At 46.1% G+C, this 12,865-nt stretch carries 12 protein-coding genes; 8 read left to right on the top strand and 4 right to left on the bottom strand.

Annotated elements, in window-relative coordinates; all coding sequences use genetic code 11:
* Window positions 1–16: 16 nt before the first annotated feature.
* Both HF638_RS16895 and HF638_RS16890 read left to right on the top strand, forming a co-directional pair.
* Window positions 17–670 (top strand): YkyA family protein, encoded by a 654-nt coding sequence (locus HF638_RS16895; RefSeq protein ID WP_169481240.1) that lies wholly within the window; start codon window positions 17–19, stop codon window positions 668–670.
* 142 nt (window positions 671–812) lie between these two features.
* On the top strand, window positions 813–1,703 hold the full coding sequence (locus tag HF638_RS16890) for a hypothetical protein (RefSeq protein ID WP_169481239.1): 891 nt from the start codon (window positions 813–815) through the stop codon (window positions 1,701–1,703).
* A 244-nt stretch (window positions 1,704–1,947) separates the two neighbouring features.
* Here the strand turns inward: HF638_RS16890 and HF638_RS16885 are convergent, their stop codons facing one another.
* Complete coding sequence (locus HF638_RS16885) at window positions 1,948–3,120, bottom strand: mannitol-1-phosphate 5-dehydrogenase (RefSeq protein ID WP_169481238.1); 1,173 nt, start codon at window positions 3,118–3,120, stop codon at window positions 1,948–1,950.
* Window positions 3,121–3,167: 47 nt separating this feature from the next.
* Window positions 3,168–3,836 carry an HAD family hydrolase gene (locus HF638_RS16880; protein WP_169481237.1) on the bottom strand — a complete coding sequence of 223 codons (669 nt, stop codon included), beginning with the start codon at window positions 3,834–3,836 and terminating at the stop codon, window positions 3,168–3,170.
* 499 nt (window positions 3,837–4,335) lie between these two features.
* Here HF638_RS16880 and HF638_RS16875 point away from each other — a divergent pair, with 499 nt between their 5' ends.
* The 5 genes from HF638_RS16875 (at window position 4,336) to HF638_RS16855 (ending at window position 9,575) form a co-directional block, all read left to right on the top strand.
* Window positions 4,336–5,262, top strand: coding sequence for an ADP-ribosylglycohydrolase family protein (locus HF638_RS16875; RefSeq protein ID WP_169481236.1), 927 nt, complete (start codon window positions 4,336–4,338; stop codon window positions 5,260–5,262).
* A gap of 26 nt (window positions 5,263–5,288) precedes the next feature.
* Window positions 5,289–6,536, top strand: coding sequence for an MFS transporter (locus HF638_RS16870; RefSeq protein ID WP_169481235.1), 1,248 nt, complete (start codon window positions 5,289–5,291; stop codon window positions 6,534–6,536).
* An 85-nt stretch (window positions 6,537–6,621) separates the two neighbouring features.
* Complete coding sequence (locus HF638_RS16865; protein WP_169481234.1) at window positions 6,622–6,801, top strand: hypothetical protein; 180 nt, start codon at window positions 6,622–6,624, stop codon at window positions 6,799–6,801.
* A 130-nt stretch (window positions 6,802–6,931) separates the two neighbouring features.
* Window positions 6,932–7,630 (top strand): RNA polymerase sporulation sigma factor SigK, encoded by a 699-nt coding sequence (gene sigK / locus HF638_RS16860; RefSeq protein ID WP_062329827.1) that lies wholly within the window; start codon window positions 6,932–6,934, stop codon window positions 7,628–7,630.
* 583 nt (window positions 7,631–8,213) lie between these two features.
* Window positions 8,214–9,575, top strand: coding sequence for an amino acid permease (locus HF638_RS16855; RefSeq protein ID WP_169481233.1), 1,362 nt, complete (start codon window positions 8,214–8,216; stop codon window positions 9,573–9,575).
* Between the two features lie 71 nt (window positions 9,576–9,646).
* Here HF638_RS16855 and HF638_RS16850 read toward each other — a convergent pair whose 3' ends face one another.
* Complete coding sequence (locus HF638_RS16850; protein WP_169481232.1) at window positions 9,647–10,816, bottom strand: serine hydrolase domain-containing protein; 1,170 nt, start codon at window positions 10,814–10,816, stop codon at window positions 9,647–9,649.
* Window positions 10,817–10,986: 170 nt separating this feature from the next.
* Here HF638_RS16850 and HF638_RS16845 point away from each other — a divergent pair, with 170 nt between their 5' ends.
* The gene (locus HF638_RS16845) at window positions 10,987–11,439 is read left to right on the top strand and encodes an Lrp/AsnC family transcriptional regulator (protein ID WP_133385636.1); all 453 of its coding nucleotides are present in this window, start codon (window positions 10,987–10,989) and stop codon (window positions 11,437–11,439) included.
* 95 nt (window positions 11,440–11,534) lie between these two features.
* Here HF638_RS16845 and HF638_RS16840 read toward each other — a convergent pair whose 3' ends face one another.
* Entirely contained in the window at window positions 11,535–12,740 is a 1,206-nt protein-coding gene (locus HF638_RS16840) for an MFS transporter (RefSeq protein ID WP_169481231.1), read from the bottom strand.
* Window positions 12,741–12,865 lie beyond the last annotated feature (125 nt).

The raw sequence follows: 12,865 nt of genomic DNA, 5'->3' as shown, positions 1-12,865 counted from the left end.
GAGAGGAAGGACTTGGGTGCTAACGAGTAAAAAAATGGCGCTTGCGGCAGTCAGCGTATTGCTAATGCTGCTGGCAAGTGGTTGTGGAGAGCCGCAGGAGCCTGCGGCAAATCAGGTGAATCAATTGGTGCTCAGCGGTCAGGGGATTGACCAGAGTTTGAAGGCACTGACCGGTCATGAGCAGGAAGACATGAAATTATACAAGACTATTTTAGATAAAGGCAAGAACAAAAACAGTGATCTCGAAGCACTTCTGGATCAGGCAGCAGAGCATATTCATGAACGAAGAACGTTGTTGCAGCAGGCGGAAGAGGCCATGAAACAGACCAATGAGAAGACGTTGGCCCTGCGCAGCTCCCTTAAGGAACTATCGTTTGAAAATGAAGAAACGTTGGCCCAGGCTGAGAAGGTGTTGGATCAATATGAAGCAAGAGCACGTGCATTTGAAAATTTCGTAGCTTCGTATCAGCAGAGTCTGAATGCCGATGAACAGTTATATGGCCTGATGAGAGAAAGTGTGGAACCTAATCTGGTGAAGATCAAGCGAGCCATTCGGGTACGGAATAGCGAATATGCGCAGCTTGCTGAATTCCGTAAGCAATTCAACATACAGACCAAAGCATTTAACGGAGCCAATGCGAAACTGGTACAGATGGATCAGGCCAGCTAAGCAGCGGATCTGAGCAGCCATTCAGACATTTTGCATGATTGAGCCGCCTGTCTCCCGTGTAAGTACTAGTATACAGCCAAGCCAATGGATGAGAAGCAACATGGACAAGCATCATTGCGTATAAGCTAACGGAGGTGTTCATATGCGAAAAGGAAATACTATGAAAGTCAGTACATCACTACTGGTTTTACTTATGGGATTCTCGCTTGTGGCCTGTGGGAACAGCAGTCCTGCTGCACAGCCACCAGTGAATAATACGGAAGAACAGTCACCAGCACCGGAGCAACAGCCGAATGAAAGTGCTGCAATAGAAGCCGAAGGTATTCTGACTGGATGGGCTGATCCGCACACCGTCGAGATTCGAGTGAATGAAGAACCGATGTCTTTCCAGGTGGGCGAAAATCTGCAGAAATCACTGGATGATATCGATGACGAAGATTCCGTTCGTTTCAAATATGTAGAGAAAACCATTGATGCAACAACGAAACAGCTGGTACTCACGGAGATTGCAAAAATTGAATCAGGTGATGATAATAACGGTTCCAATGCAGGCGGTACTGTAACGTCCGATCGTCCGAAGACGTCAGAGCTGGAAGTGACGGTAGAAGGAATGACGGAGAAGCGCCCAGTGACACTTGCACAAGCGAAAGGCTATTCACTTTATGTGTTTGAACCGATGGCTTTTGACGCGGAAGACCATGAATTAACAATGAAGATTGATCCGGATTATGAGGTAGAGATTGAGAAGTTGCCTGCAGATTTCAATCTGGATGTGCTGAAGATGGATGCGAAGGAAGAGTTGTCCGAGACCGGAGAAGTGAAGCAATTAACGGCTGAACAACTCAGCAATGGGCCGATGAAGGATGCACAACTGTACATGATGTCCCAGAATGATAAGAAAACAGAGTACTTTATTGTCAAAGAACTGGACGGCAATGGTTTCGTTTTCCACATTCATGCACCTATTGGTGAACCTTCTGAAGGTTTCCTGCCGATGGCATATGCATCCCTTAATTCCATCATGAATGAGTAGAAAATGAACGAGCTACACGGTTAAGCCAAACGATGAAGTAAGCTAAAATAATCCCATTAAACAGCGTGTTTCCTTGAGAGAGGAGATACGCTGTTTTGTTGATGCTACTATATTATAGAATGTACCGTGCTGTGCAAAGACAAAGAGCCGGAAGGAACGATGCTGATGCATAGGTTCTTCCCGGCTTCTTAGCCGTGCTTCTATTCAGTTTGCGGGATCGAACCAATAACCCTAATAGGTATAATCAGGTCAGTATAGTCGATTCCTTGCGCCCTCTGAGTTCTTGATAGCGCGCGATCACATTCTGATGAACGGGATGTTCGTCGGGAATTCCCATGCGTTCACGAATGAAGGCGGAGACACCATCTTCGCGAATCATGTGTTGTAGCTTCATGGCTTCCTCGTCGCGTTCGTCATTGAACAGCATTGCGGCCGCCATAGCAGAAGTTAAATGAGGAATTTCAATTCCGAATTCAATGGCCTGCATCGCTGGGCGAACAAGCCGATCATGAGGCGAAAGCTTGCGAAGGGGGGAACGTCCGACCCGGGTGACTTGATCCGTCAGGTTAGGATTGGCGAAGCGTTCCAGTATGGTGTCGATATATTTGTTATGCTTCTGAGCGTTGAATCCATGCTTCTGGATGAGCATCTGACCGGTCTCTTCCATAACATGGCGCACTTTGGCCCGCAGGGTGGAATTACTCATCACCTGGCGGATTGTTTTGAATCCTTCGAGATAGCCGAAGTATGCGGCGACACAGTGACCTGTATTTACCGTAAACATTTTACGTTCAATATAAGGTTCAAGCGAATCCACATAGTGGACGCCATCTATTTTCTTAAAACCATCCAGAAGTGCTGGACGATGAACGACCCATTCGTAAAAAGGTTCAACAGTGACCTGCAGCGGGTCCTTGTGGTTTTGAGCCGGAACAATCCGGTCCACAGCTGCATTGGGGAAAGAAACATAACGTTCGGCTTTTTTACGGGTTGGTTCATCCAGGAATGGATAGATGCGTTTCTTCAGTCGAGTGCTGCCACCGATGGCGTTCTCGCAAGCGATAATATGCAGTGGAGCCTGATTATTGTTTTTCATGCGAAGTTGAATGCCTTTGGCGATCGGCTCGGCGATATCTCCGAGTGCAGATACACCCACGGCGGTTGTGATCAGATCGGCTGAAGCGATTTCTTCAGCAACACGATCCTCTTCACTCACATTGATAGCGGTCACGTTGTTGACAATCGTTGTGTCCTGATCCCTATTAGCCAGGGTAATCGGATATTCCTGTCTCTCTTGCAGCATGGAGATTTTCTTTGGGTTACGTGCGACAAAGCAGACTTCGTAGTCGGAAGCGGACAACATATGACCGATAAAACCGCGGCCTATATTGCCCGCACCAAAATGTACAGCTTTCATGTGTGAACTCCCCCTTTAAAGATTAAATCGCGAAATTCGTGCAGACCTTAGACGGTAGTGACGAGTGGCTTCGAAATCAAATCGTTAAATGCAAGGTCGGTCAAGCAAGACAGCCGTTGGTGAGGCATATCGAATTCCAGTGTTCCTGTGATGGTATTCGAGATGACTACGCAGTGCATACCAGCCGCAGCAGCTGCACGCGCGCCGTTAGGTGAATCCTCAATCGCTACGGCTTCGTCTGCAGTTACTCCAAGGGCTTCAAGCGCTTGATTGTAGAGTTCCGGATCAGGCTTCACATTCGCAACATCATCTGCGGTACGGATGACTTCAAAATAATCTTTCAGTTTTAGTTGTTCTAGATGCTGTTCAACCCACTCCCGTTTGGAGCTGGATGCTACAGCTAGTTTTAGTCCGGCTTTGCGTGCTTCATCAAGGTAATTCTGAATACCCGGACGAACCACCTCTTTGTTCATCAATGCAGCGTGCTGTAGCTGAACAGACTCCCTGAACGCTTCCCGATCGATCGGAAGATTCAAATCTGTGATGAGGTACTCATACGGATTAAATGTTTTCAGACTGGTACCGATGCATTGTGAATACATCTCCAGGGTTAGATCCACGCCGTGTTCCTTGTAAGCATCACGAAAAGCAATATACCACGCTGTCTCTGTATCAATAATCGTTCCGTCGAAATCAAACACCAGTGCCTTAATCATAAATTTGTTCCTCCTGTTTCAGAATTAGTTTGGGGATAGAATGAAATGAAAGTTTTCTGCAAATTCATTCCCGTATATTCATTAACCTGCGGGATGTTACTTGACGCAAAAGATCGAAAATGAATATTAATTTGGGAAAAAATATGCGTTGAAGCTAATAAAACCGTAACATAGGACAAACTGAAGGGTCAAGTGCGTCATGATAGTTTACATTGAAAATTTTCACATGGATGACGTATTTTCTGAAAATGATGGACATTGCAAACCGTTAAGCCCTTTACATGTAAGCGGTGTACTGAATAAACTGTTTTTTCAGCATAATAAAATAAAAATTTTTTATGAAAATTGGATGATCTAACCGTTCAACAGCTTTCGACACTTTTATAATAGAAGAAATGGAGCTTAAGTTTTGGATTTATTAGCTTTACGTCTGATGAATCCCTGTGGGAAAATGAAATAAAGATTCTGAAAGTATATGGAGTGAGGGAGGAACATAAACATGCTGCAAAAAGACCGTTTCAATGGCTGCTTCATCGGGCTTGCAGCGGGTGATGCGTTGGGAACTACGGTGGAATTCAGTAGTCCAGGCACGTTCGAACCTGTTACCGATATCGTGGGAGGCGGCGTATTTGGGCTGGAGGCTGGACAGTGGACAGATGACACATCCATGGCTTTGTGTCTGGCAGAAAGTCTGGTACGTAATGAAAACTTCGATCCGGCAGATCAGATGCGCAGATATACCAATTGGTACAAAGTCGGATATATGAGCAGCACAGGCGATTGCTTCGACATTGGCGGGGCCACACGTAGTGCGTTGGAGAGGTTTGCTATAACCGGAGAAGCCTACAGCGGATCAACGGACCCGATGACAGCGGGCAATGGCTCTATTATGAGACTTGCGCCTATCGCGATGGTTTACGCGAAACGTCCGAAGGAGGCGGTTCATTATGCAGCATTGAGCTCCCGTACAACACATGCTGCAACGGAAAGTGTGGAGGCATGTGTTGTACTGGCTGCGATACTTGTTGCTGGCCTGCGTGGAGCGGACAAGAACGTCATGCTGATGCCGGAGACATGTCGACAGTGGAGGGAAGAGCTTACTTTTTCACCCGCAATTGAAGAGGTTGTCATGGGTTCGTATCAGAGCAAAGAACCGCCCGAAATCAAGGGCAGTGGCTATGTGGTTCGTTCACTTGAAGCAGCATTATGGGCGTTCCATAAATCCTCAAGTTTTGAGGAAGGTGCGTTGCTAGCTGTTAATCTGGGTGATGATGCGGATACCACGGGTGCGGTGTACGGACAAATCGCGGGTGCTTATTACGGACTCAGCGGCATTCCGGCACACTGGCGGGACAAGCTGGCCATGCGTGAAACGTTTGACCAATTAACAGATGCCTTGTGGTTGAAGGCGACAGAAAATCGTTGATTCAGAGACAGGAGAAGAGAACATCTATGAGCACCACAGGACACACAATAGAACCACAGGCTTCGCAGTCCGGTAAACGAGGGGCGTTTCCATTATCCCTGTTATGCCTGACTATAGGGGCTTTTGCAATTGGTATGACTGAATTTATTATCATGGGCCTGCTGCCTAATGTGGCGACAGATCTGAATGTGAGCATTCCACAGGCAGGACAACTCATTACGGGATATGCACTTGGTGTAGCGGTAGGTGCGCCGATATTGACCGTATTTACACACAAGATTCCGCAGAAAAAACTGCTGGTCTTGCTGATGTGCATTTTCATTATCGGTAACGCATTGTCTGTCATTGCGCCCACCTACGGGTTGTTAATCTCGGCACGGATATTAACGGCATTTGCCCATGGTACGTTCCTCGGTGTAGGTTCAATCATGGCAACGCGACTTGTTGCGCCCGAGAGAAGGGCAGGGGCTGTATCCGTTGTTCTCGCAGGACTTACGATCGCTAACATCATTGGTGTTCCGTTCGGTACATTTATCGGACAACAGCTCGGATGGCGGTCATCTTTCGGGGCGATTACAATTCTGGGCATCATTTCGTTAATGGGTATCATCCGTTTTATTCCCATCCTACCTCAAGGTGCACCTGCTAATCTCGGACAGCAGTTCCGGAACCTGGTGCGTCCACAAGTACTATTGATCCTGCTCGTTGGAGCGATGGGGTGTGGAAGTCTATTCACAGTGTTCACGTATATCACCCCAATGCTTGTGGACATCAGTGGTTTTGCCGAGCAGAATGTGACTTGGATTCTGGTACTGTTCGGGTTCGGCGTTACGCTGGGTAACATGGTTGGTGGCCGTTTGGCGGACTGGAAGCTGATGCCTTCGTTGATCGTCAACTTTGGGGTACTGGCTGTTCTTCTGGCAGCACTTACGATTACGCTGGATAATCCTTATCTCGCGGTGATCACCATATTCTTCTGGGGTGTTGCGGCCTTTGGTATTATGCCAGGATTGCAGATTCGGATCATGAATATGACCCGCGAAGCGCCGCTGCTGGCGACAACCTCTAGTCACTCCGCGTTTAACCTGGGGAATGCAGGTGGTGCCTATCTGGGCGGGTATGCAATTACCCACACGGGTCTTATATCCGTACCTTTGTATGCAGCAGTTATAGCTGGATTAGGCTTGCTGGGGTTGTTCATCAGTTTGGCGATGGAGCGCAAACAACGCTTGCCGGAATTCCCGGACGTTGTGGAGTCAGCGCCGGTGAATTAGAATTTGGAATGTGAGGCCTTTGCTCCTGCATCAACATGTGGGAGTGGAGGTTTTTTCTAATATCGATTAGTGGGAGAGGGATAGGATGTTTTACTACAAAGGTGCGTTTCGGGAAACGGATAATTTCATTTATTTCAAAAGTGATGTTCCATTAGCCGAGAATGATGTCGTCATATTTGGCGAGAAAACATATTTTATTCAAAGTGTCGAGAAAGAATTTCTCCTTCTTCAGAAGGTGGGCTCGATTGTTTCCGTGAGTGTATAAAATCTTCGCAAGTTCATCCTCTTTTTCAAGTGTACGTGCACTTCTGGGCCCCTGCCTACATACAATAGATCGACCCTGTTCCCACACGTGCTCAGGCCAGATCGTTGTAAAACTGCAGGAGGTGTCATCTGTGCCCGGATTGTTTACCGCAATTGCTCTATTCATTAAAGAGTTAACGTTACTCGTCTCGTATGTCAAAAATAATGCGTTCCCCCAGCCACTGGCTGAGGATGATGAAGCCAAACATTTACGCCTCATGGCTGAAGGCAATGCCCACTCCCGCAATTTGCTCATTGAACACAATCTGCGCCTCGTCGCGCATATCGTCAAGAAGTTCGACAATACGGGTGAAGATCAGGAAGATCTGATTTCCATCGGAACCATTGGTTTAATCAAAGCCATCGAAAGTTTTCAACAAGGCAAAGGAACCAAACTCGCTACGTTTGCAGCGAGATGTATTGAAAACGAGATACTTATGCACCTTCGTTCCCTAAAGAAAACACGTAAAGACGTATCCCTGCATGACCCCATTGGTACGGACAAAGAAGGCAACGAAATTACGCTAATCGATATCCTCGGAACGGAAGCCGACGACGTTGTAGATAAAGTGCAGCTCAAGATTGAAAAAAGCAAAATTTATCGCAATCTCGACATCCTGGATGATCGGGAGAAGGAAGTTGTAATCGGTCGATTCGGCCTGGAAGCAGGTGGGGAAGAACGAACTCAACGCGAGATTGCCAAGGAACTGGGCATTTCACGCTCTTATGTATCGCGGATTGAGAAGCGTGCGTTAATGAAGCTGTATCATGAGTTTTATAAGCAAAAATAATAGCTGAACAGACCAGAGGGCGCCTTTAGAGGGAGCCCTTTTTACTGTGAAGATGCTTAAAATTGGTTCTAAATAGTATTAATTATTTGGGATTACAACCTAAATAAAGGGATTTTCATTCCTGTTGAAGAATAACTTGTAACCGACCAATTTATATATAAGGAGTACATCATAATGAAGCAGCTTATTCAGAAGATTCCACTTTGGTTTTGGTTCATCTGGATCGTAGGATGTATGATGATTGTTTTCAACTCGTTTCAATCGTATTCCAGTGTTATCAACTATATTGCGTTAATCATGATTAATGTTGCTAATGCGATTCGAATTTGGAATAACGAACGATCATTAGCGATTACCTCTTTAGTCGTTGCTGTTCTATGCTTGGTTTTTATTTTAATATATTTCATTAGGTATGTATGATAAACGTGTACATATCCATAGGTCACCTTTTACAAAGGCGGCCTATTTGCTGTGCAAAAAAATATATAAATGAGGGATATGTATTCTGAGCAGATTATTATATGATGAGTAATAATATTTTGCATCGTAGAGAGCATGTGCAGAAAGAGAGTGGTGGGTTACCATGCAGGAAGAAACGTTAACAAGAGGATTAAAAAACAGGCATGTGCAGCTGATGGCAATTGGAGGGGCAATCGGTACGGGGCTGTTTCTCGGAGCAGGCAAAACGATTCAACTAACAGGACCATCCATTTTGCTGGCCTACATCATTACGGGGGTTGTATTGTTCCTGATTATGCGTGCATTGGGGGAGCTGCTGCTTAGCAACTTGAAGTATCATTCGTTTGTCGATTTCGTGCGTGATTACCTGGGAAATATGGCGGCATTTATTACAGGGTGGACCTACTGGTTCTGTTGGATCTCCATTGCTATGGCTGACATTACCGCCGTAGGTTTGTATACGCAGTTTTGGTTTCCGAATGTACCTCAGTGGATGCCAGGGTTAATTGCGTTGGTCATTTTGCTAATCATGAACTTGGCGACAGTCAAGCTGTTTGGTGAGATGGAATTCTGGTTTGCTCTAATTAAAGTCGTGGCCATTCTGGCACTTATTGTTGTAGGTTTATATATGATCTTCAAAGGTTTTACCACGGATCAAGGGCCAGCGAGCTTTACCAATCTGTGGAGTCATGGGGGATGGTTCCCGAATGGACTGCATGGATTCATCATATCGTTCCAGATGGTGGTGTTCGCCTTTGTAGGCATGGAATTGGTAGGACTGACAGCGGGGGAGACGGAGAACCCGGAGAAAGTTATTCCGAGAGCGATTAACCAGATCCCGATTCGGGTCTTACTCTTCTATGTTGGCGCATTGCTGATTATTATGAGCATCTACCCGTGGAACGCTATAGTGCCTACGGAAAGTCCGTTTGTACAGGTGTTTGCAGCTGTAGGTATTGCGGCCGCCGCTGGCATTGTGAATTTCGTGGTACTGACGTCCGCAGCGTCAGCATGTAACAGTGCCATTTTCAGTACAAGCCGTATGATATTCTCCATGGCAAAAGATCACAACGCACCTGAGTCATTTGCACGACTGAATAAAAGGAAAGTTCCTTCCAACGCACTGTTTTTCTCCACGATCGTTATATTAATCGCGATTGTGTTGAACTATGTGATGCCAGAGGGCGTATTCACGCTGATCACGAGCGTGTCGACTGTGTGCTTCATCTTTGTCTGGGGCATCATGGTGATCTGTCATCTCAGATATCGTCGTACTCAGCCGGAACTGGCGAGCCGTAGTCGCTTCAAACTGCCACTATATCCGTTCTCCAACTACTTGATCCTGGCGTTTTTGGTATTCGTGCTGGTGGTATTGGCATTGGCTGATGATACGCGAGTAGCACTGTTTGTCACACCGGTGTGGTTTATCCTGGTTGCTGCCATCTACCTTTTCAAAAAGAGAAACTTGAGCAGTACCAGACAGTAGGTCTTACCTTCGTTGCGAAATAAAGCCGCCCAATGAGATTGGGCGGTTATTTGTATTCACATTCTTGCAGCTTATTTGCTTTCACGAATGCCGGCGTAGATGGCATCACAGATATCGGTGGTGTACTGACCCGACATCCCTTCAAGTGCCGTATTGGTGAATGCTGCAACACTAAGTTCTTCTTTAGGATCGACAAACCAGGAATGACCATAGGTTCCACCCATTCGCCACGTACCTGCTGATTCCGGTGTACCGGCTGCAACGGGGTCTTTAAGTACTGTAAAACCAAGGCCAAATCCTCTTCCCGGCCAATACGGCATCACGAGTTCACCGATTTGATTCTTGGACATCTCGGCGACAATAGCTTCCGTAAGAATAGGCTTACCCCCTTGCCGCAATGTCTCAAGTAAAGTCAGAAAATCTCCGGTACTTCCAACCATACCGGCTCCGCCTGATGAATAGGCGGAAGTATTATTCGCACGGTTGGGGGCAAGCTGGAAACCGGCAGTACCTTCAATAAAAGGAACCTGCTCCAACTGATTATGAAGAAGACGAGGTTCATCAGAACCATCTGCATTTGCAGCGGTCAACCGATCCGAATCCACCGCAACAAAATCAGTGTCCGTCATGTGAAGTGGATGAGTAACCAGCATTTGAACAGCTTCTCTTAATGACATTCCGGTTACCTTTTCAATAACGACTCCGAGTACATCCGTCGCAATGGAATATCTCCACATGTGTCCTGGCTCATACAGAAGAGGAACAGAAGCGAGCCTATGGAGATTCTCCTCCAGACTAATTCCGGACAAATCCATTCTATTCGAGATCTTAGCACGTTCATAAGTTCCTTGATCTTCTTGGAAGAAACGGTATGTCAAGCCAGCGGTGTGCGTCATCAACTGATGAATCGTTATTGGGGTTTCTTGACCATTGGCAAGTTTGGGCAGGAATGAAGGCAGCCAGCGAGTCACCGGATCATGCAGACTCAGCTTCCCTTGTGAGATCAATGCCAGAGCTGCTGTCGATACAATAGGTTTGGTTACCGAAGCAAGTCGAAACAGAGCGTTTTCCGACATGGTGCGCTTTTGCTCCCTGTCCGCGAAACCAGCAGCCCGGGTGTATATCAGTTCCCCTCTTAAAGCAACTTGTACAACCGTTCCTACGATTCTTTTTTCGCTTAGAGCGCGGTCAATGGCCTGATCCACATAAGTATGCAATGTTGTTAGGTGTTCTTTTCCCATTTCTATCTTCCTCTCATTAAAAGATGTGATTGATTACACATGATAACTGTGTTTATTATATAAATGATTGATCTTGTATTACATGCATTATTAAAGGTGTTATAATGAATTAGCGAGTATACTTAAGGTAATTGTTAAATATATCTTATGTATTTAAAGGAGTGGATTAGATGGACGAAATAGATCAGCATATCCTGTTTCACTTGGAGAATCAGGCGAGATTATCCATGACTGAACTAGGCAAACTGGTGGGATTATCTCAACCGGCTGTTACTGAACGAGTCAAACGAATGGAAGAAAAGGGGGTTATCGAGGAATATCGTACGGTAATCTCCCCATCCAAATTAGGCAAGCAGAGCACGGCATATGTTCTTTTTCGTACACGGGATTGTTATCCCTTCCTCGATTTTTGCCGTGCGTCACCTGAAGTCGTGGAATGTTATCGGATAAGTGGGGAGTATAACTACTTGCTGAAAATCCTTACAGACACGATCCAGGGACTCGAAGAGTTCGAGAACAAGTGTGACCCATACGGTACTTACATGACCTTAATTACAATGTCTTCTCCGATTGCACATAAAAATCTCATGGAAGGACCGAATCTACTGGCACAGGCAGAATAAGATTGTGGTCTCTTAAATGAAAAACAGAAGAGGAGTCCACATCAAGTGAACTCCTCTTTCGTCCTATGTGCAACTCATGCACAACTGCCTTCCTGTTAATTTCCTTTGGGGAATCCATATTTATAAGCACACATAGCTACGATTAGAGCAGGAATCAGCAGGATAAACAGTGATCCGGGAAGGTAACTAGCTCCAAATACCTCAAGAAGAATGCCGCCAATAATTCCCCCTCCGCCAATCGCCACATTCCATGCTGTAACCAGCATCGATTGAGCTACATCTGTACTTTTACCCGCGGCTTGGGCAATGGCAGTTTGCAGCAGTGTCGCCGCCCCGCCAAACGTAAGTCCCCAGATCATGATGCCAAGGATAATAATCATAGGTTGATGAATACCGATTCCCATCACGACAGACGCCAAAGCGAATGTTGCCAGGCTGACGATAACTAATCTTCTCAAAGATCGGTCAATGAGCATTCCGGTTAACCAAATTCCCACAATGGAAGTAATACCGAAAATGAGTAAAATCAAGTCTACTCTGTTAGCAAATACGGTCTGGACAAGATAGGGAGAAATATAAGTGTAAAGGATATTATGCGCAAGCATCCAGGCCAGAACAACAAACAGAATGGGCCTAACTCCCGGAATCAAAAATACCTTATGCAGCGGAAGACGTTCTCCAGCTGGCTCTCCTGCAAAATCCGGCATTTTCCAGAGAACCCATACGATTAAAGCTACGGTCAGAAGAGATACAATCCCGAAGATGAGGCGCCAGCCGATATAAGAACTGAGAAAACTACCGATTGGGACACCCAGGGCTAATGCCACCGGTGTGCCGACCATAGCCACAGCCATGGCTTTACCTTTTAACGAATCAGAGACCATCCGACGAGCATAACCTGCTGTCATTCCCCATAACACACCCGCGGAGACCCCGGCCAAGAAACGAGCAGCAAGTGTCAGGATATAATCTGAGGATAAGGCGGTGACAGTGTTAAAGACAAGAAAGCCGCTAATACATACTAGCAGTAGAGGTCGGCGTCTCCATCCACGTGTAGCAGCAGTTAAAGGAATGGCAGCAGCAAGTGATCCAATGGCATAAAGAGTCACCAACTGTCCGGTGAGGGCTTCTGTGATCCCCAAGTCTTTTGCAATTTGCGGTAACAGTCCTGCAGGTAGGCTTTCAGTGAGGATGCAAATAAATCCAGCCATGGCTAAAGCAAGTAGCCCAGCCCACGGAAGGCGTTCTGAAGATATGGAAGGCAGCTCCCTTTGCTTTGGGAGCGATGTGTTAACGGACATGAATAAAAACCTCTTTTCTTATCGTTTAATCTTATCCAGAACTATGCATATAAGCTTATCTGAGAAAAACAAACTTTTGCATACAAAATTAAAGGTAAAAAGAAGGTTTTAACATGGTATTTATT

Origin of the sequence: Paenibacillus sp. SZ31, assembly GCF_012912005.1 — a bacterium.
Taxonomy (GTDB): Bacteria; Bacillota; Bacilli; order Paenibacillales; family Paenibacillaceae; genus Paenibacillus.
This window is presented reverse-complemented; position numbering and strand designations above follow the sequence as displayed.